Source organism: Dyadobacter frigoris (assembly GCF_005280585.1).
Taxonomy (GTDB): domain Bacteria; phylum Bacteroidota; class Bacteroidia; order Cytophagales; family Spirosomataceae; genus Dyadobacter; species Dyadobacter frigoris.
Genome location: NZ_SZVO01000036.1, coordinates 1 through 18,611 on the forward strand (window position 1 = coordinate 1; position 18,611 = coordinate 18,611).

Genomic DNA, 18,611 nt, shown 5'->3' on the forward strand with positions numbered 1-18,611 from the left:
AATACCTAAACGGCAAATTAGTCTGTTCCATGACCGTTCCGGCCCGCAAACTTTTACGGCTGTGGCACTTTTTACACTCAAATTTGTAATCGGTCTTCCTGAAATAATGCTCTGTACAGCCACATTTATGACAAACAACTCCAAGTTCCAAACGTTTGTTCTTAAATGCTTCAACGCAACTCGCTTCATCAGGGTATTTCTCGAAAAATTCACTCAGATTCATAGGAATATTGCGTTCAATTTAATACTACAATATACCTATTTTTATTCAATAGTACAAGTAACGGACAGTCATATAAGATTATTTGTTGATGACAAAATGTTTTGTCGTGCTAATCAGTCATTAAATAAAGATCGCTGGCTGATAAGATCTTGTAACTGCTGAGCTCAACACTGCATAAATCTGCTCTTTTTAAAGGCATTAATAATGTTTGTAAAGTTCATTTTATAAAGCCCTTCGATTGTTACACACAAAACACGGATCCTTGCATGATTCACTGATTTAAATATATTTCTTCAACGCAGTTGTGATGCATTTGCTTTAAAAAAGTATAGTTAAGCGTATTTCAGGTGTTAAAAGATCAGCATCCCACGTTCGAATAGGGTTAACTGCCAGAATTATTTAATGTAAAATCATCATCCGGGCCGATGATCAATTTTATGAAAGAACTGCGCGAACGATCTAAAAACCCGGAAAGCTGGGAAAAGACAGCCATGCAACTGCTGTAATTCTGCCGAATTCCTGAAACATGTGATTGGTATAACTATTACCATTTTCGGTGTAACATCCGGGCTTCGACAGTAACTATCTTTATATACGAAAGCCAGAGTTGTTTTTCAACCACCCGACATCCGCTCAAATTGGTTCTATATACCTGATCGCCATTTATATACGAATTAGTCAAACAGAATATAACGGAAAACATAATAGAGGCTGCTCGGTAATCACACAAGAAAAATACTACCTTGCCATTAAAACAACTGAAATGGAGAGCAATTTTGTTGAAAAACACTATGTCACACGAATGGGATGGTTAAGAGCATCTGTATTAGGAGCTAATGACGGAATTCTGTCTACAACCAGTATCGTTATCGGCGTTGCGGCAGCTAATCCGGAACGAAATGCTATCATCCTGGCTGCTCTTGCAGGTCTTATGGCAGGAGCAATGTCCATGGCGGCAGGAGAATATGTCTCGGTGAGCTCACAGGCGGATACGGAAAGTTCAGATCTTACAAGAGAGAAGCGTGAATTACTGGAAATGCCCGAATCGGAGCTTGCAGAGCTTGCGGCCATATACGTCGCACGCGGTATTGATCCTGACCTGGCCCTTAAAGTCGCTTCGCAACTTACCAAACATGACGCGCTTGCAGCCCATGCACGGGACGAATTGGGCATAAACGAAATTACTGCCGCCAAACCCCTTCAGGCTGCTTTTGCATCTTTCGGCTCGTTTACCTTCGGGGCTTTGTTGCCATTTCTAGTTTCTATGCTGGCGCCATTAGCTTTTATGGTATACTATCAATATGGCTTCTCCATTATTTTCCTGATGATTTTAGGGGCTCTTGCGGCCAAAACAGGAGGATCCAGGGTCGGCATAGCAGTAGCCCGGATCGCGTTCTGGGGAACCGCAGCAATGGGCATAACTGCTTTGGTCGGGCATTTTTTTGGAGTCAGCACGGTTTAAGCCAATGGATAACCAGGTTTACCTTCTCAAGGCTAAGATTAGCTATTGGAAAATGACCTCAGGGACGATCAATGATTATTTACCAATTCCTTGTAAACGGTTAATTATTATCTAAAATTTGGATCCAGCAATATCAAATCTATACTTATTTTAAAAATACACAACAACGACTCCATCAAGTCTAAGCTTCCACCATTGCAATCTCCTCCGGCGTCAGATCGTAAAGCTGATAAATGAGTTGATCGATCTTGGATTCGAGGTCGGTAGTAGAATCCAACGACTTATTTTCTCTGGCTTCAAGTATGGCATTGACTATAACGCAAATGTCTGCATTATTTATTAAGGCTTCCGCAACAGGTAACCCAAGAATATATGGACTTTGCAGAGCCAAAGCTCCCCTTAATCCATTTGCTGTGTTATTTAGATAAAACCAGACCAGCTTGCTGTTTAAAAATCCAAGTAAAGAAACATCATCCGTAGGAATCAGAAACAACTTATTGTTTGTGTAAAGTCCTTGTCTGTCGTAAACAAAAGTAGAATATGCCGCAATTTCCTGATACAGTATTTTAGGCTTTTCAAATTCATTGTAGTAATCGCAGGGGCGCAACTCCCACCAATAATCTCCTTTGTCTCCTCTCGCTTTTGCCTTTAATTCATGTACCTGCAAAAAACTGAAAATGGCGGGGAATGCTGAACTCATTTCACGAAAAGCTTCCGCCTCTGGCAACTTTCCAACGATTTTTTTTGTAAATCCAAGTGGAATCAGAATCAGCCACTTATCGTTTACAGGCTGCTGATATCTTTTAATATCTCTCCCTGCCAAAAACGGCTTGATGATCTCAACACTTTTCGGGTCCTCGTTGATTAACCTGTCTTTTGTAACGGTATCAATCACGAAAGCTTCATTAAGCCCTGTCAAAATGCCGCGATAAATTTTACCATTCAGATACTCACCCAATGGCTTCCCGCCCGCTTTGATTTTTCCGAGCAAATTTTGCAGACGACTGTCCACCAGATTCCAGCCTTCCACAGAAAGGCTCTCACCGCTGACGGAAATCCAGCGGTCTGTCAGGTAGGAATTAATGCCATTGGGATAAATCAAAGTGTCTACCAAAGCAGCCTGGAACCGATTCTCCGTACTGTCTTTCCTTTGCATCAGCCAGACGCTGGGATAGGTTGTCGCTTCATCAAAAACCGGCAAGTCGCCAAAATCAACCATCTGAATCGTCTTTTGCATACCGGCATAATTCCGCAATGCCTTCCCATAACCGCCTTTCATCCACTTATTTGGCAGAATGTAGCAAAAAAATCCTGCTTGTTTTAGCAGCTTCATTCCTTTTTCTACAAAAAAAACATAGAGATCTGCCGTGCCTGCGTATGTTTCGTAATTGGCTTGCAAATAAGGTTTCTGATCCCTGATTTCCTCCTGCCTGATGTATGGCGGGTTTCCGATCACGACATCGAAGCCCATAAAGTCACCTGCGTCATTGAGCACATCCGGAAACTCAAACCGCCACTCGAAGGCATTTTCATAAATTTTGTTGCTTTTTATCTCCTCAACGCCCGTGCTCAGCAGCGTTATCTCTTTTTCAAGTTTTTCCTGCTGCTGTTTTTTAAGTTTCTTCTCCGCCCGTCCGGGCGCAAACAACTGGCTCTGGTTGAGCAGATTATACAGCTCACCTGAAAGACGGCTCAACCGCCTCACTTTCGGGTCATTGTTATGGATCTCGCTTCTGAAATTGCCTTTAATATCATCGATCAGCCGTTCCATCTCACGTTTTTCGTCTTTGCTTTGTGCATTCCGGTACGTTTGCACCGCCAGCTTATAAGTATCAATACTCCATTTGGTCTTTTTCAGGGCGAGTTTCAAATCCGCATCCAGTCCAAACCGGCTGATCAGACTGTTTCCGCACTTGATATTGATGTCTATGTTAGGCAATGTTTCGAGCTCCTTAAACTGGCTGTCTGCCCTGTAATAAGCATTTTTCAGCAGTTCGATCCACAACCTTAACCGGCATATTTTCACCGAATTCGGATTGATATCGACGCCGAACAGGCAGTTTTCGATGATGGTCTGCTTTTCATGAAAAAGCGTTTCCTGTATCCGCTGGCTTTCTTTATTGTGCGGCTTGTAAACAAATGCATTTCCTTCCTCATCTGCAACTGTCAGCTCATCATTTTCCACCTCGATATGATATCCCCGCAACACAAGTCCATCCTTATCCATCAGCACTTTCAGGTAACTTTTGATGGCAATGATTTCATTCAGCGCCGAAACCAGAAAATGGCCCGAGCCAACGGCTGGATCACAGATCCGGATCCCGTTGATGACTTCGTTGACTGCATTTTTAGAGATTTTCTCACCGATCTGGTTGTAGACCGCATCGAGTGATTCCATCGGCGTCATGTCCGGATGGCCGTCGGCGATGATTCGTTCGTTTATTTTCTGAATAACAGTGCGGCGAATTGTTTCACGGCACATATACATGGTAATAAAACCAGGGGTGAAAAATGAACCGTCTTTGTATCCGTTTATTTTTTCAAATATCAACCCCAAAACCGAAGCATTGATCAGCGTTTTGTTCTCCTCCTGAATATCCTCGCTCCCCTCACTGCTGAAATCGTAGGCCTCCATAAAAGCGAACAGATATTCAATCGTGTTGAGCAGGCCCGTCCGCTTCCGCCCCGACTCCTGTTTCAGTACGGTGCCCGACAGGATAGGCAATGTGCGCTCATCCCGCAGGTTACTGATCACAATAGCCTGGTTTTCGAGGCTTGTAACTTCAAAAAGTGAGCTGTTCAGATACGGTACTTTTTCAAATTGTTTCCTGACTTCCTCCACCCGAATGTCCTGCCGCCGTGCCAGTACCGAAAAGAAAAGACTATTCAGGTCATCATAATTTTTAATTTTCCTGAAATTCAGGAAGGCATAAGCCTCGTCACCTTTGTGGTAACTGACCAGCTGGGCTTCCAAAAGTTTCAAAAACAAGATCCGGTTCACCCAGGTAATGACCAGTTCCAGCCCCACATTAAAAAGGCGGTCTTCGGTCGTTGCACCAAACTGACCTGGATTTTCCAACCTGTTCACTTTATCGAGACTGTCAAGCTGGGTGATCGTATTTTCCAGCAGCGACCCCCCGTTGCGCTGACCATCAGCTGGTCGGCGAATCATTTTTTTGCCGCCATCTTTTATCTCCGTGAGCCCGATAATGTGGAGCAGTTCCGAATAAAAAGCCTTATCCAGACTGTTGCTGTCATTGGCAAAAGGCTGTTTGAGCAAATGATAAGGCGACAGGATTTTGAAGAGAGCGATCAGGTTCCGGTCGTCTTGCTTATCTTCATTAAATAAAAACTTATTGTATTTTCTGATATCAAAGCAGGTAACAGCTATCTCGCTGTCGATCGTCGGGATGATCTTCCCTACCTCCTCATAAAAAAACCGGGTATCTTTTTTGTCCCTGCAATAAGTTTCATATAACCTTTTGATCCGCGTATTCCGGTAAATAATCTTATCAAAATAATTGGCATCGATGATAAACCATTCGTAAACGTTGGTGATAATAAGCTGTTTCAGTTCATTATTTCCGGCTTTGTTCCGCTCGTCAAAGTAGTATAAAATAAGTTCGTGCAGTGCTTTTGTATTTACCCGCTCCACCGAAAACATTTCGCCTTTGTTGCTGGGCCGTTTCGCTTCGATGATCACACCAACACGATCCTTGTTGGTCTTCCCCAAATGGATCACCAGATCTTTGCTGTCTTTGGTATTTACCTCGTGGTTTTCACGGTAGAATGTGTCAAGTAAAAAATCCCTGATGTGATTTTTCTGATTTTCTTCGCGTTCAATTTCGTCAATCTTCCCTAACAGCCTGATCAGATTTGTCTTAAACAAATCGATGTCTTTTCTTAACGGACGCTGTTTTAAAAATGCCTTGTTGAGTGTCTGCTTGGGAGTATGCGAAATAAATCTCATTAAAATCAAATTGGGTTTGCGGTTTGCTAAGTTACGATTAAATCTCCTACGACAAATCCCGAAAGAAATAACAGCCGCACCGGCGAGCAGGTCACTACTAATGTAATGTTCACTAGCATTATCATCTCTTCCCCTTTTTGACTACCAAATGCTCCAAAGCCGGATCATGCAGAATACGTTCCAACTCATAGGTAACAATATCCTTAACATCCTCCTTAATTTGAAGATAATTACGCTGAACCATGGCGCTGTCCAGGGTTCTAAAAACAGGAATTTCTTTATAAGATTCCTGCTCTTGCTGTAAAGCTTTATGATCGTTGATGATCTCACAATGAAATGTCTTCAATTCTATTTTTTGCTGCGGATCATCGGCCACCATGCCAACAAACTCTCCTGAGCTAAGTGCGGATATTTTTGAAGCAGGAATCGCCGCGTCAAACTGCTTCGACCTACTTATTGATGTATCAGTCCGGTTAATGGAATAACTGGTACGGTCCTGCATGATCTTCCCGAAACGTTCGCTGAGTTGTTTGGCGGTATCTCCCATCACCTGCCCTGAAATAATATTCCCTACAATATTCATAATCACATCTGCCTGTTCTTTCCCGTAATCTTTTCTGAGCTGCGATGCATCCTGAATTCCGAGCGTGGTCGACACTTTATTGGATCTTGCCGTGGCAATCAGACTATCCATATTCCCAAGATAAATGGTCGGAAATTCATCGAATATCAAGCTGCTTTTAAGCCTGCCTTTCTGGTTTACCAGTTTAATAAGACGGGTAACATAGAGTGAAAGCACAGCCCCGTATATTTGAATTTTCTGAGGATTATTTCCCATACAGACAATCTTTGGCTGCTCAGGGTTATTTATATCCATGGTAAAATCATTACCGGACAGTACATAATAGAGCTGTGGAGAGGAAAGCCTTGCTAACGCTATTTTGGCGGACGCAATCTGACCTTCCAGCTGCTCCATAGCATCATTTAAGTAAGCTGTGATAAACGGATTTATCAGCACTTCAATCTCTTTTTCTGTTCTTAAAATCGTAAAAAGATCTTTGTATTCTACCTGCATTAATTCAATCACATGCGGCAGACTGCAGAACTGACCATCCTGATACTTTCGTAAGTACCAGATTATCGCTGTTAGAAAATTGATCGGCGATTCTACAAAGAAATCACCTTGTCTTTTAACCCATTCGCGGTTGAGTCCCATAAGGATCGTACGTGCAGATTCAGCGGCATCTGTGATATCGATCATGCTGGCATGATCCAGCGGATTACAACGGTGAGACCGGGTCAGGTCATCAAAATTGATGGCATAAAACTGCGGAGGTATTTTATAATTTCCCCTATTTTTCAGCCAGCTATTGTATGCGATCACAGAAAGATCCGGCATTTTAAAATCATAAACAAACATACAAAATCCTTTGGCTATATGCTGCGTGATATTGTGCCTGATGACAAAATATGACTTTCCGGCACCAGGTGATCCCAGCACCAAAAATCCCCGAAAAGGGTTGATAATATTGATCCAGCTCTTGCGAGTCTTATTTTTAAGCTGGTATTTGGCAGGAAGATTAATAGAATATTCGTTTTCTAAAAGGCTTTCGTGCTGCGGAAAGGTTTCGTTCTCTTTGTTGAATATATCATCGTTATTAATATTCAAATAGATTACTCTGCTGATAAGTGTCCCCCCGGTTAAAACCACTATAAAACCAACGGAAGCTGTGCTGATATAAAGGATAGAAATTAACTTGACGGAAACATTTAAATTAATTAACAGACCGCTCACAAAGTATATTAGCAGCCCAGTACCGATATAAACAAGTCCGGTTTTCACACTTAGTTTTTCCTGTTTCTTGCCCTTCACTCCGATCAGTGAAATCGATAACAAACATAAGGCGACGATCTTGGATTTATTAAAAGAAGAGAACAATCCAGTCTTTACAATGTTGTCTAATATTTTGTCACTAAAAGGTGAAACCAGTTTCCACTGACCGAAGGCGGCATAACAATAGTAATAAAAATGAAGTGCTAAAATAGCAACGGCGAGCATTCTGGTCATATCCATGATCTTGCCCAGTGCCTGTTGGTTTTCTGATGATTGCATGGCAATAGATGTTTAAAATAATTACTGGCTGGTATTTTTTTTACGTTTTTTTCTTCTGGATTTCCTAAGCTGCCAAGGCGTGAGCGAATCGTCAGAAGACGGTGCAAATAAATCTTCAAGCAATGGATCTGAGGATTTATCACTTTCAGGATTTGCGTTGAAATCAAAGCTGGCAAACTTGCTAACTCTCTCCTGTAATTTGATGTCACTGCCCCCAGATGACTGGTTTTTATCCAGTATTTTTGCTGTTGTCTGCAAGGTTGTATTCTTTTGTCCGATCCGGTCCAGAATCCCTTTGGCACTATATTCTTTACCTAGAACACTACCGTTAAAGACACATTTTGTCCGGTGATCGACATAGGTAATGCCGTAAACAAGCCCGGTGGGACTCTTTCTTAATACCGCTTTAACCCCTTCCTTTTCCAAAGAAAGCACCAGATCTTCAAGGCTTTGCCCCTGCCCTCTTACCAAAGTCAAATCGATGCTGTTTTTGAGTTTGGCACGGTGCTTTAAACGCTCGGTTTCACCAGCAGCAAACTGGTTTTGCAGGAATTTTAACGTAGGTCTGAAATGAAAATCACTGGCCTTTATGCTTGCACCTACCCTGTTTCCGTTTGCATCAAGTGCATAGTAAACAAGTCCCTGATTTTTGAAAATACGTGAATCTTCCCTGCCGCCATCTGCCAAAATATTATACTGTTTAAGAACGGCGTTTAGCTCCGGCAGCGATGTGTATTTATACCTTTCAAGTACGGTGGAAAGTACATTTGAAATTGCCTTTTTAGTTTCTGATTTTCCGTATTCTAACTTTTGTAAATTCACTGGCCTTAGCTCCAAAGCCTGACCTTTTCTTCCATCCGCCTTAACAAGTCCAAACTGGATTTCGATTTCCCTTCGAGCTTTCGATGACTGATTTCTTCCAATGTTATGCAGATTAATACTACTGCCGTCTGCCCGTATATTTGTGGAGACCAAGTGCAAATGGGGATGCCCGGAATCGTGGTGTTCATAGAGCAGATAAGGCTGATTCGCAAAACCGATCTTTTCTAAATACAAAGTTCCAATTTGCTTTAAATCTTCTTTGGCAATATGCTCGCCGGGTGCAAAATTTAGCGATACATGGAAGTGGTTTACCTTTACCCTTTGATTTAATTTAGCCCTGTTTTCAAGTCTTGCGAGCCGCTGTTTGATCGTTAAATCCGCCGGATCTTTTGGGTAATTGCCAGCATCAAGAAGCGTGGCAACCCGGCGCTCGACTTTCCGCTCATTGTAGTTAACAGCTTCCCTCAGGCTACTCCCCTGGTGGATTACTGCAACCATTTGTCCGCCATTTTTTTGATGAAATCCTGAGCCTGCCCGACTTGTTTAAAAAGCTTTCGACGGTCTAATTCATAGCTTACCAGCCAGTGCTCAAACTCTTTGATTCTACTCAGCGTATGCAGTCGTTTAACCGCCTGATTGAAGTTGTTACCAATTGCACTCAGCCCATTTTTCAGCCCGATTAATTCTTCCATGAAAGCGTCCATTGATGCATCCCGGTAGCTTCCAATGATCAGCTTACCCAGTAATTTTTTACGTACAAAATCACTTAATTTCAGATCAGTGGTCTGCCTGAATTGCTCCTGAATCTGTTCGTATTCTTTGTCTGTGAGCCGCACATGCAGCCATTTGTTTCGGTTGTTGTTTTCCTCTTTCATCACAATTCATTTTCACGTTCAACAATCATTTATCTACATTTTCTAAACCATCCAGCTTTCAATCGCCACACGAGTTCCGAGTGTTTTTGGCGATAACCTCCGTGGTGCGGACAGATTCCGTTGTATCCTCCAAGGCGCGTTTTTACGCGGATTGGTGATACAATGGTACATCTGGACAACCACGGGAAAGCAGGTGGTTTCAGCCTTCCGGAAAGCATCCAGAAATTTTTGGTTTTTATGACCTCTGTTGATTTTTACAGAATTCTCTCTGCATTCAAAGACTCGACCAACAGCTTACAAGGCGCAACTACCTGACTTAAGTTGAAGGCAGAACCATACGCTATTAAACTGGAAACAGATTAGTAAATCTCAGCGAGAAAAAAATAGGCTTGGAGCCAACATTTTTTTCTGAAACTGATCTTTCCCTTAAAAATCACTTCCGTCTTTCTAGCAATAAAATCCTTCTTCACAAACAAGTCTAAATGTTACTGTGATACGAAAATAAAAAGATGAAATAAGAAAACCGCAACCCATTTAAACTCTAAATAGGTTACAATGAGCATCTTTTGACAATGCCAAGGATCAATTTAGTGAAGCTAAATTGCTGCATTTAAACTTGAAGCAGCATCTTGAAGGTTTACTTTTTAGCAGTTATTGACTATGAGAGAAAAATTCAATTATGTAAATTCTGGCCAAAACTACTTTGTGAAAATAACTGGTGTTTGATTGATATACCAATCGTTTTCCAAAATCGAGATAATAAACCTTGCGACGTTCTTTCGACTTATTGTTAAACCTGGTTTTGGAGCGTTATTCAAACTCACCAAAACATTTTTTTCCGTCTCAGAATTAATGAGACCGACTGGACGAATGATGGTGTAGTCCATTCCAGAATCTGCCAGTAATTTTTCCTGCCGCTCATGATCCCTGTAAGCTACACCAATATTGCTATAATCTATGAGCCACTTAAACCACCAGGGGATATCACTTTTTGTATGACCTACACCCCAGGCTGAAAGAATAATTACGCGTTTAACTCCAAGGCCAGTACCAACGGTAACAACGTTACTCAAAGTTTGAGAAAGAAAATCAGGCTGAGTCCGAAGCGGTGCCCAAGGAAAGTCACAAGTACGGGAAATATTAAGAGCACTAATTATCACGTCACAACCTTCGATTGCTTTCTCCAAGGCTTTCTCATCAATCGGTGTCCCCTCAAACACGGACATGTTTTGATGCATTACTATTCTTTCTTTATCTCGGATCAACACATTTACTTTGTAATCTCGGTTCAGCATTTGCCCCAGAAGAAGCTTTCCGGTTCTACCAGTAGCTCCCAGAATAAGCGTTTTTTTGCTCATCACCAATTCTGTTCTTTTGTAAAGCGGATCCATGAGACGGTCGGCGGTCAGAAAATCTAAGTTAAATTATTTCCTTTTCAAGCTCAAATAGCACGTCGGGAAGATATTTGAGCAGGGAATAACATTTAAAAAAAATTGCTTCGGTTCCGGAATTTATGTCCATACCATGCATGACTGTGTGTCTGTTTATTTGGAAAGGATGATTCCTGGCATCATTTTCACTTAAGCATGATTACTGGAGAAGTCATGATAGGTGCAAAAAAGAAGTTGTCAACTAATGGAAATTGATCACTGATATAAACTGAAATTTTTGGCTTGTATCCTCGTTTGTGATCCTTGGCAAAAAATTTCATATTGATCATATCATTACAAATCCCGTCCACTTGGCTCAACACGGTTGGAATGGCAGCGAAAAACTTTTTATTTTCAACGCAAAAAATGATATCCTCAAAAATATTTTTTCTTTTAGGATGACGCTCGATCAGGTCCTGTGAAATGCCTTTCAACTCACTAATGAAATATGCGACCAAATAGTCGCCCACTTCATTAGTTTCATCACTCTGCAACATATGTAATAATTGGACCGCTAAGCCCAGCTCAAATTCCAGATTCAGATACCAACCATGATTTCCCAAAACAATAAATGCTTCCGGAAGTAGCTTGAAACTTTCACTAATCTTTTTAGAAAATCCCTATTGCGCTCTGTTAATTCCAAAACGGCACTACTTACAATCAGACTGCTTACTTTGAAGGAATCCAAAAATGTAGTTGCGGTAAGGTTCGATAAGTTGATTGATTTGCTTAAACTTGAAGCAATCGAAACTGCCTGTTGATTAATGGCAGATAACTGGTTAACAAATAGAAAATCATGACTGTGAACCAATACCCTATTCCATGAAGGTGAGACTAAATTAACCTTTGCTGTCAGCTCCCCTATTCGGTTCAGATTTGAAATTGCTGGATTAATTTTTGGCAACGCATCTGCAAGCCGTGTAGCGTCAGGTAACGCTGCTGTCATTTTACTTGTTCTTTCAAAGGGCTCCATCATACGCGCGAGCCTTTCAAGTTTTTCCTGATCCATCGTGAATTTCCTTACGCTGCAAATACAGGTTAATGATACTTTAAAATTTCAACATTCTCTTCAAATACATTTAGCGAAATAATTGGCACCAAGCGGATTTATCACCTATTTAAACTCTAAATAGGTGATTTTAAAAACCATATTTTAAATTTGTCACTGTGAAGTTGGAAATTTAAAACGTGAAGAGATGACTACTACAATTGATATTTCCCTTGTTGTTGATACGCTGCTTGCCAGTCCCGGTATGAGCGAAACAGTAAAAATTAATCTGAGTGTTTCAAGAAAAACGGTGTTGCTGTTAACCCGTTGCATTGAGAAGGGCTTACAATCACTGCAAACCAATGAAGCTGGCTCGGCTTTTCCAGAATTTGCAAGAAAAGAATCTTTGTCAGAACTGGAAGGCATTGTCGCAGACTCCCTGCAAAAGGCCGGTTTGACTGAACTAAATGAAAAACTGAAAGCGTTAAGCGCCCAATAGCTATGGAAGAGAGCAATAGAAATGTGCTGAGTTGGCATCAGGCCCTGGACAAGGGTTTCAACCCATCTTCTTATCCTTTCGAAACAGAACTCGTTCCGCAGGGAGAATTTCCCGCCACACTTGACTTTAAAATATGGGCTAAGAAAATATCGGGAATCAGTTGCTTTTTTACCAGACCAGAAGATCAGACAAAATTCCAATTGACGGTGTATCGAAGAAGAAGTGACCGACAATACATGCTTGAAAGCTGTGATTCGGATATTGACTTTTCCACATGCCCTTTGAATGAAAATTACCTGATTGAAATGGCTGTGAATGGGAAAGGAAATATTTCGTTTAAAAATGCAGCCTTACTCAATAGCACTACTTTAAACAGCACCCGTATCATTAAAGCATCTGCCGGGGTTGAATGATAATGCACCGAAGCACTTTTTAACAAATGTTTTGAATGGTCTTTGGAAATGGATTTTGTTAAAAAGTACAAGACCGATTTTCCGCTTTCTTGTTTTTGCTCCCGGCGACGGGAGTAAAAACAGGAAAGCCATTTTTTTACTTTTCAACAGACTTTAACAGCGGTGCATCTAAAATCCTTTAAATTCAGAAAGAAACCCCTCTTCTCTGTAAAACCTTGCCTGAAAAGGTTCCATAGCAGACTTGCGCCCATATTGGCAAGCGTGGAGTTGATAAACAAATCCTGCTTTTCCAGTGCCTCAGCCAGTGAACAGCTTGGGGTATTATCCTGTTTTTCGGATGTTGTCAGCAGCTGTCCATACTCGTCGGTTACCATCGGAAGGCTTGCTACTGTCTTGTATAGTTTAGAATCTGGCTGTTTGATTTCACTAACCGTTGACAAAATGACCTGCCCGGTATTTTGTGAATTCCCGCAATCAATCCAATACAAAGGCTTGTCGCGGTTGTAACGCTTTTGTTCTGAAACGGCTTTCAGGACTTTGGCAATCTCAAAGCGCGCTGCGACCGTATCTACACAGCTTATGTAAATATTAGCCATTTTACAGGAATCGGCAATTTTATCATCGAAGCGGTACGGAAATGCCTTCCAGTTACTGCCAAAGAAACGGTTAATACGGTTATTCAGAGCGGCCGCTTTGTTTATCGCCAATTCAGAGGCCGCAAAAAGCTGCCTGCCAAGATTGGCTTCTGTAACAATATCATCATCAAAAACAGCCACTTGCAGGCCTGCATGATTTAGCGTTGTCAGTGAGTGGTTGATCCTTGCAAGGGCTGTCAGCATCTGGCTGCCCGTGCCTCCCGCTCCAATCAGATTGACTGTGAGCGGGCTTGACGGATTTATCAGATAATTATCCGTAAAATGAATGGCTGTCCGGGTATTCATGGCAGAATGTCTTTAAGCGTTAAACCTGTTTTGATAAGCTTTGCTACCGGAAAGTAGCAACCGTTCTGAACCTGGTTTTGCCAGAGCTGAACGACAGATCCTTTTACCGGGCTTTGCCCTTCGATCAGGTGACTAAAATAGGAGCCGAAAAAATACTGCTGCCAACTGCTGATAAAATCTTCAAGGCTATTCTGGCTCTGTACATCGACCGCTACCGTTCCCATACATACGCGCCCGTCAGGATGGATGTTAAAAAAAGGCGCTTTGTAAAGGGCTGTCTCTTCCGAAAGCGTTTTCGGGCTTTTGAGCGCGTACACATGCAGGTTTTTTGCGGACGCTTTCCAGAGCATCGCCGGGACATATGCATTCCCGTTCGGTATGCCCAGACTTTCACTGAAAAGCAGACCTTGCTGCCCGGCAGGCGTATGCCAAATAACGCAGCCTTCACCTGCCGGATTGATATGCAGGATATTTTGGGGCATCAGTCCCCGCGGCGTCAGAAAACGGCGCGTGAGCTGACTGCCCATGTCAAGCGTTTTAGCAAGCGACTGGCTTTCCTTTACGCTCAAAGGGTGGACATTTACCGGATGCCCGTTTTTATCCATATCATAGGCTTCTATGTAAAAAACGTTTGGGTTGGTACTGCTTTGATAGAGCACCAGAACCTTTTTCGGAAAATACAGTTCCCCTAACTGTGCTGTTATGTCTTTCATGGGATCTCATTTAAAAGGTCACACAAATCACTGATCAGGCTAAAAAGTCTTTTCTCAAAGTCTAAACCATCCGTTAAATCGGGAGTGGGTGTTCCGTCAAACATTGTCCATACTACAGGTTCCTGTATAGTGCTGCACTCGTTAAAATCGTTATTGACCATTTCAGTCATCTGCTCAAAGAGCCAACCGCTGCTATCTGCGATGAAAGACATATATTGCTCCGGCCTGATATAGCATTCTTCGCTGTCCTGCGCTCTGGCAAAATCCTCCATCTGGTCAAAAACAGTCCTTTTTGGATATTGCAAAAACAGCTCATACGCAGATTTGGTCATAGCGAAACACCTGTTTTCGAAATCATCAGAAGGCATAAACCCGTTCAGTCTTTTTTCAAAACCATCTAAATGCTTTTTCTGGACAATGAGCATTTTAATGCCTTCTCCTGTCTTTGCAGCCCTTTCAAGTTCTTTTAAATTGTCCACAAAGTCATTTTCTTCCCACCCTTCGGGTTCTTGGGTAAGCCATTCTTCAGTCATTTGGTACAGCCAAAATAGGTAACTGCTCTGATCCCGGTAAAATGGTATTCTTACGATCTGGTGCAGATAGGCAAATACGGATAAAATCACTGCTGCACAGGGTTCTCTGTCTGTGCGTGTTAAAAGCCTTTGCAGGGGCACCACCGGAATGTAAAACAAAGTAGAGCCGGTATCATAAACCGTTTTGGTGGCCAGAACAGTTTTATTCTTTTTTTCAACTACCAACAGTTTGGTATGCGGGTTTGCATTTCCTATTTTCAGACTTGCATCCCAGTGAGACAGAAGCACATTGTAAGGATAGGCTTTATCTGTTACATCTATAGGATCAAAATGATAAGCCTTTGCAAGAATGGAAAGAGAACTAAAAAAATCCCTTTCTGTATTTCTGCCTTTTGGCAAAATGTTTTCATCGACACTGCAAAGCGGCAGAAAGCGGCGGTTTAAAAAATCATAGGAAGCAGGCTGAGCGGCGAACTGACCGGTTTGTCCTTTCCGGCCTGTGCTGCGTCCTGCAAACGGTTCAGCTCTGCCGAAAACCGTGCGATGTTGTGGTATAGCTTGCATAACTGTTGGTCTCGGGGCAGGGTTATCCTGCCCGCAGTTTTGACTGTTTTCATGCTTTATCCTTTGGTTCCTATCACGGATGTAAAAGTATACTGCACGGTGTCGTCTGCAATCACCGGCCCCGACACGGTGGCCGTGGTCAGGATGGGATAAGTGGCAGAATAGAAATTCAGCACAGCTTGTGGGCTGAATGTGACCTGTGGGTCTGAGAGCTTTATCTTTTGGCCTTTGTCCTCCATGACAAAGACCCTTTGTAAATGTGATGTGGTTAACATAGTTGATTTGGTATGGTTGAGCTTTTTTAGAATAGCTGCGGCTGACTGAATTTAGCAGTGAGTTCGGTACGGCGTTTGCGGATAATCTCGGCTTTGCCCTCAAACTCAGCGGGATCGGGTAATTTGATAAAAGCTTCCCTGAATTTACCCTCTGCTGTAAGGGCATCGACTATTTTCATAGCTGCATCATACTTGCTCCCCTTTTCTGACTGCTCTTTCTGCTGCCTGCCTTGCTCTGCCTTCGCCATTTGAGACTGCTTTTCAGCCTGATCTTTCTGAACCATAAAGGCTTCCATGTTGCTAAATAATGCTGCGGTCTGCTGTACCGGTGAGGTAAGGGCAATGAAAAAACCTTCGTCAAGTTCTGCCGCCGTGCCTTTCAAAAGGATAGGCGGCACAAGTTTTGCGGCATCATCACCGCATGTACTGCTGAACAGTACGGAGACAACCAGTTTGTTATCGGGCAAGGGTTTCACCGTAATTTGCCACTGACTGCCGCTATCAAGGGCGGTCAGGTTTTGAAAGAATTCCGTTTTCATGTTTTACTGTTTAAAGGTAACATTAGGTTCGTTCTTTGAATAAATATGATCTGACTCAGATTGAAGCTTCAAGAGCTTAATATGCAAGTCCTTCCAATAGAATTGCAATTCATCGTCCCGTTTACCGGATTTTGCATCCTTATGCCGGTATTGTTTAAATAAGGCCGCCTGTCTGATGGCCTCGGGCAAATCCGTTACCTTTATCTGCTGATCATGGCTATCTGTAATGTGCATGGCTGTGCTATTTCAAGTTTGAAAGAATGCGATTTCCTTAATGATCATAGATCTTCTGCAAGTGCTTCCAGATGAAATGCAAGCTCGCCGTCTGCGGTAAAGATATTCGTTGGCTATAATCGTTTCAGCTACGCTTTGCTCACCGGTCACAAACTCATACTCTGTTTGCAGGCTCATATACAAATAATCGTTAAGCGTTTCTGCCGTCTTTTGAAACCAGTTTTCCAGATATGAAAAGGCCCTCTCAATGTTGTGAAAGTTCTTGGATGAATTGTAATTCCAATCCAGACAGGCTGCAATACCCGTGCTGCTTCTGCGGGCGTTGACGTTTGCAGAAACATCAATAACTTCTTTTTTCATCAGAGAAAAAAGACGGTCAGACACATCCGGCGCACTTATATCCAGTTCATTTTCAGCCATTAACTCAGACCAAGCCCGGCTTTTAACAGCTTCCATAAGTTTTACAAGATTGACATCCGCCCGAAAACTACTGCCGTCACCCTGAGAGTAGAAACCTTTGAAATGTAGACTCTTAGGATCGACTGTTACGCCTAAAACAGCACATAGCTTTGTGAAATGATCATAGCTGTATTCGTACCAAAAACTATAATCCACATTAATGTTACCTAACTTTTCAGTAACCTGTTTTTGTGTTGCCTCCGGCAGCTCCTCAAACCGGTAAAGTGTTATGGTTATCTTTTTCATGATTCCTTGTCTTAATTTGTATGGGGTGGAACTATATTAGCAGTAATTTCTCACCGTACTTTGCCACATTTTCATCCTTAGTTCTTTGCCTGAAATCAAGCACATACTTTTGTATATACTGCTCTACCGTAGTCCCTTTGCGTCTTTCTGAGCGGATCAGCTCCGCAGGCACATTGATTTCATACCACCTGAATGCGCGTATCAGGGCGCTTCTGAAAATCATCGTAATGTAAAACTGATCCCGATCATTTTCCGTGGCTACCCGCCAGCTTACCATATCGCGGTTGTTTTTTATTTCATTAACAGCCATAAGAATATCTTTCTTTGTATGTGGCTACTCAGGAAAAAGTGTAAAAGCCGCTCCGCAGTCCGATACAATCTCGCCTGAATACATGATCCCGTTTGATGTATATTCCATTTGATTTGCCGGTTACGGATTGAACAAAAGATCAACAGCCTTTACAAATTTGCTGTTTTCATGCTGTCTTACAGCGGTATAGGTCACAATACAATGGATGGTAAAACAGGCCAGATAACCATCAAAAAGCTGATCCGCGAACAGATTGCTATTTTTGTGCAGTTTTGGCCCGTACTTTTCCGTCACGGCGTGTACATCTCCGGCAAGACTGAGCCAGAAATCAAAACTAAAAAGACCGTTATTCCATTTGGCGCGGTTCAGGTCCAGGTTTTCGTTGACAGCTTCACACATGCCCTGTACGAAATCGACAAGAGCGGGCATTTCATTGGGAAACAACTGGTGAAGCAACTTCCCCCTTTCTAAGTTATTCAATTGATTTAAAGCTTTCATTTTAAGGTAGGTTTCTGGCAGCCACCCAAAGGCGGCTGCCGTTTGTTTAGTTTAATTCAAGTTGAAAGTATCAGCTCCGTAGCGGGTAAAGTCTTCGCAAAGATTGAAGGCAGTTTGTCCGCGCAGCTGCGCGGTTCCACCAAGCAGCGTAGATTTGACTTTCGCCTCTTCGTCTTTGTAACTTCTTACATTTTGAAAGTAGCCCGTGACCGTTATGCAAAGCTTTGCATAACGGTAATTATGGAAAGTAAAAGATTATGTAAAGCAACATCATAAAGAGGGGTAAACAGGTGTGTTTGGCCGTCTACTTTACAATATCACTTTACATAATAATGCAGCTATTTTTTAAGGTTCCTTAGCCATTCCAACAAGGTATCATCTTTCTCCCACGAGTTAGCTTTGGATTTTTCAGGTTTCATTTCAACATAAACCTTTTCAAAAGCATCCCGTTTTTGCTTGGAATCAGCACGGGCGTAGATGTCGGTTGTCTGAATGGATACGTGT

The 18,611-nt window shown here is 42.3% G+C and carries 20 protein-coding genes and 1 pseudogene; 3 read left to right on the forward strand and 18 right to left on the reverse strand.

The features are described 5' to 3' along the window. A partial coding sequence (locus tag FDK13_RS34525; protein WP_137342654.1) for a transposase occupies nucleotides 1-223 on the reverse strand: 223 nt, incomplete at its 3' end. 763 nt (nucleotides 224-986) lie between these two features. Here FDK13_RS34525 and FDK13_RS34530 point away from each other — a divergent pair. Next, nucleotides 987-1,685 (forward strand): VIT1/CCC1 transporter family protein, encoded by a 699-nt coding sequence (locus FDK13_RS34530; protein WP_137344571.1) that lies wholly within the window; start codon nucleotides 987-989, stop codon nucleotides 1,683-1,685. Nucleotides 1,686-1,866: 181 nt separating this feature from the next. On the opposite strand, the gene FDK13_RS34535 is transcribed toward FDK13_RS34530, so the two are convergent. The 7 genes from FDK13_RS34535 to FDK13_RS34565 form a co-directional block, all read right to left on the reverse strand. After that, nucleotides 1,867-5,655: a class I SAM-dependent DNA methyltransferase gene (locus FDK13_RS34535; protein WP_137344572.1), complete on the reverse strand. Its 3,789-nt coding sequence runs from the start codon at nucleotides 5,653-5,655 to the stop codon at nucleotides 1,867-1,869. Between the two features lie 121 nt (nucleotides 5,656-5,776). After that, nucleotides 5,777-7,768, reverse strand: a complete 1,992-nt coding sequence (mobC, locus tag FDK13_RS34540) for a conjugal transfer protein MobC (protein ID WP_137344573.1) — start codon at nucleotides 7,766-7,768, stop codon at nucleotides 5,777-5,779. A 21-nt stretch (nucleotides 7,769-7,789) separates the two neighbouring features. Continuing rightward, nucleotides 7,790-9,088: a relaxase/mobilization nuclease domain-containing protein gene (locus FDK13_RS34545; protein WP_137344574.1), complete on the reverse strand. Its 1,299-nt coding sequence runs from the start codon at nucleotides 9,086-9,088 to the stop codon at nucleotides 7,790-7,792. After that, the gene (locus FDK13_RS34550; RefSeq protein WP_137344575.1) at nucleotides 9,076-9,465 is read right to left on the reverse strand and encodes a plasmid mobilization protein; all 390 of its coding nucleotides are present in this window, start codon (nucleotides 9,463-9,465) and stop codon (nucleotides 9,076-9,078) included. The genes FDK13_RS34545 and FDK13_RS34550 overlap by 13 nt, the downstream gene beginning before the upstream one ends. A 698-nt stretch (nucleotides 9,466-10,163) precedes the next feature. After that, nucleotides 10,164-10,856, reverse strand: coding sequence for an NAD(P)-dependent oxidoreductase (locus FDK13_RS34555; protein ID WP_137344576.1), 693 nt, complete (start codon nucleotides 10,854-10,856; stop codon nucleotides 10,164-10,166). Between the two features lie 185 nt (nucleotides 10,857-11,041). Continuing rightward, complete coding sequence (locus FDK13_RS34560) at nucleotides 11,042-11,458, reverse strand: hypothetical protein (protein WP_137344577.1); 417 nt, start codon at nucleotides 11,456-11,458, stop codon at nucleotides 11,042-11,044. Next, the gene (locus tag FDK13_RS34565) at nucleotides 11,434-11,904 is read right to left on the reverse strand and encodes a hypothetical protein (RefSeq protein ID WP_137344578.1); all 471 of its coding nucleotides are present in this window, start codon (nucleotides 11,902-11,904) and stop codon (nucleotides 11,434-11,436) included. Before FDK13_RS34565 ends, FDK13_RS34560 begins: the two co-directional genes overlap by 25 nt. A gap of 187 nt (nucleotides 11,905-12,091) precedes the next feature. Between FDK13_RS34565 and FDK13_RS34570 the strand changes: the two genes are divergently transcribed. Both FDK13_RS34570 and FDK13_RS34575 read left to right on the forward strand, forming a co-directional pair. Beyond that, nucleotides 12,092-12,382, forward strand: a complete 291-nt coding sequence (locus FDK13_RS34570; RefSeq protein ID WP_137344579.1) for a hypothetical protein — start codon at nucleotides 12,092-12,094, stop codon at nucleotides 12,380-12,382. Nucleotides 12,383-12,384: 2 nt separating this feature from the next. Next, complete coding sequence (locus tag FDK13_RS34575) at nucleotides 12,385-12,795, forward strand: hypothetical protein (protein ID WP_137344580.1); 411 nt, start codon at nucleotides 12,385-12,387, stop codon at nucleotides 12,793-12,795. Nucleotides 12,796-12,938: 143 nt separating this feature from the next. On the opposite strand, the gene FDK13_RS34580 is transcribed toward FDK13_RS34575, so the two are convergent. The 10 genes and pseudogenes from FDK13_RS34580 to FDK13_RS36540 all read right to left on the reverse strand — a co-directional run. Beyond that, on the reverse strand, nucleotides 12,939-13,736 hold the full coding sequence (locus FDK13_RS34580; RefSeq protein WP_137344581.1) for a PRTRC system ThiF family protein: 798 nt from the start codon (nucleotides 13,734-13,736) through the stop codon (nucleotides 12,939-12,941). Beyond that, nucleotides 13,733-14,449: a PRTRC system protein B gene (locus FDK13_RS34585; RefSeq protein WP_137344582.1), complete on the reverse strand. Its 717-nt coding sequence runs from the start codon at nucleotides 14,447-14,449 to the stop codon at nucleotides 13,733-13,735. Before FDK13_RS34585 ends, FDK13_RS34580 begins: the two co-directional genes overlap by 4 nt. Further along, nucleotides 14,446-15,546, reverse strand: coding sequence for a hypothetical protein (locus FDK13_RS34590; protein WP_137344583.1), 1,101 nt, complete (start codon nucleotides 15,544-15,546; stop codon nucleotides 14,446-14,448). Before FDK13_RS34590 ends, FDK13_RS34585 begins: the two co-directional genes overlap by 4 nt. A gap of 56 nt (nucleotides 15,547-15,602) precedes the next feature. Continuing rightward, nucleotides 15,603-15,821: a PRTRC system protein C gene (locus tag FDK13_RS34595; RefSeq protein ID WP_137344584.1), complete on the reverse strand. Its 219-nt coding sequence runs from the start codon at nucleotides 15,819-15,821 to the stop codon at nucleotides 15,603-15,605. Nucleotides 15,822-15,847: 26 nt separating this feature from the next. Continuing rightward, entirely contained in the window at nucleotides 15,848-16,360 is a 513-nt protein-coding gene (locus FDK13_RS34600; RefSeq protein WP_137344585.1) for a PRTRC system protein E, read from the reverse strand. A 3-nt stretch (nucleotides 16,361-16,363) separates the two neighbouring features. Then, nucleotides 16,364-16,594 carry a hypothetical protein gene (locus FDK13_RS34605; RefSeq protein ID WP_137344586.1) on the reverse strand — a complete coding sequence of 77 codons (231 nt, stop codon included), beginning with the start codon at nucleotides 16,592-16,594 and terminating at the stop codon, nucleotides 16,364-16,366. Nucleotides 16,595-16,606: 12 nt separating this feature from the next. Next, nucleotides 16,607-17,299, reverse strand: a complete 693-nt coding sequence (locus tag FDK13_RS34610) for a DUF8835 domain-containing pootine (protein WP_137344587.1) — start codon at nucleotides 17,297-17,299, stop codon at nucleotides 16,607-16,609. A 31-nt stretch (nucleotides 17,300-17,330) separates the two neighbouring features. Beyond that, nucleotides 17,331-17,609 carry a hypothetical protein gene (locus FDK13_RS34615; RefSeq protein WP_137344588.1) on the reverse strand — a complete coding sequence of 93 codons (279 nt, stop codon included), beginning with the start codon at nucleotides 17,607-17,609 and terminating at the stop codon, nucleotides 17,331-17,333. A 120-nt stretch (nucleotides 17,610-17,729) separates the two neighbouring features. Further along, entirely contained in the window at nucleotides 17,730-18,107 is a 378-nt protein-coding gene (locus FDK13_RS34620; RefSeq protein WP_137344589.1) for a hypothetical protein, read from the reverse strand. Nucleotides 18,108-18,158: 51 nt separating this feature from the next. Then, nucleotides 18,159-18,317: pseudogene (locus FDK13_RS36540) on the reverse strand (DUF932 domain-containing protein); the annotation flags it as partial. Nucleotides 18,318-18,611: the final 294 nt, after the last annotated feature.

Excerpts from the sequence above, each read along its gene's own strand:
- FDK13_RS34530 (WP_137344571.1), top strand. The coding sequence starts at position 987 with ATGGAGAGCAATTTTGTTGAAAAACACTATGTCACACGAATGGGATGG.
- FDK13_RS34535 (WP_137344572.1), bottom strand. The coding sequence starts at position 5,655 with ATGAGATTTATTTCGCATACTCCCAAGCAGACACTCAACAAGGCATTT.
- mobC (WP_137344573.1), bottom strand. The coding sequence starts at position 7,768 with ATGCAATCATCAGAAAACCAACAGGCACTGGGCAAGATCATGGATATG.
- FDK13_RS34545 (WP_137344574.1), bottom strand. The coding sequence starts at position 9,088 with ATGGTTGCAGTAATCCACCAGGGGAGTAGCCTGAGGGAAGCTGTTAAC.
- FDK13_RS34550 (WP_137344575.1), bottom strand. The coding sequence starts at position 9,465 with ATGAAAGAGGAAAACAACAACCGAAACAAATGGCTGCATGTGCGGCTC.
- FDK13_RS34555 (WP_137344576.1), bottom strand. The coding sequence starts at position 10,856 with ATGGATCCGCTTTACAAAAGAACAGAATTGGTGATGAGCAAAAAAACG.
- FDK13_RS34565 (WP_137344578.1), bottom strand. The coding sequence starts at position 11,904 with ATGGATCAGGAAAAACTTGAAAGGCTCGCGCGTATGATGGAGCCCTTT.
- FDK13_RS34570 (WP_137344579.1), top strand. The coding sequence starts at position 12,092 with ATGACTACTACAATTGATATTTCCCTTGTTGTTGATACGCTGCTTGCC.
- FDK13_RS34575 (WP_137344580.1), top strand. The coding sequence starts at position 12,385 with ATGGAAGAGAGCAATAGAAATGTGCTGAGTTGGCATCAGGCCCTGGAC.
- FDK13_RS34580 (WP_137344581.1), bottom strand. The coding sequence starts at position 13,736 with ATGAATACCCGGACAGCCATTCATTTTACGGATAATTATCTGATAAAT.
- FDK13_RS34585 (WP_137344582.1), bottom strand. The coding sequence starts at position 14,449 with ATGAAAGACATAACAGCACAGTTAGGGGAACTGTATTTTCCGAAAAAG.
- FDK13_RS34590 (WP_137344583.1), bottom strand. The coding sequence starts at position 15,546 with ATGCAAGCTATACCACAACATCGCACGGTTTTCGGCAGAGCTGAACCG.
- FDK13_RS34595 (WP_137344584.1), bottom strand. The coding sequence starts at position 15,821 with ATGTTAACCACATCACATTTACAAAGGGTCTTTGTCATGGAGGACAAA.
- FDK13_RS34600 (WP_137344585.1), bottom strand. The coding sequence starts at position 16,360 with ATGAAAACGGAATTCTTTCAAAACCTGACCGCCCTTGATAGCGGCAGT.
- FDK13_RS34605 (WP_137344586.1), bottom strand. The coding sequence starts at position 16,594 with ATGCACATTACAGATAGCCATGATCAGCAGATAAAGGTAACGGATTTG.
- FDK13_RS34610 (WP_137344587.1), bottom strand. The coding sequence starts at position 17,299 with ATGAAAAAGATAACCATAACACTTTACCGGTTTGAGGAGCTGCCGGAG.
- FDK13_RS34615 (WP_137344588.1), bottom strand. The coding sequence starts at position 17,609 with ATGGCTGTTAATGAAATAAAAAACAACCGCGATATGGTAAGCTGGCGG.
- FDK13_RS34620 (WP_137344589.1), bottom strand. The coding sequence starts at position 18,107 with ATGAAAGCTTTAAATCAATTGAATAACTTAGAAAGGGGGAAGTTGCTT.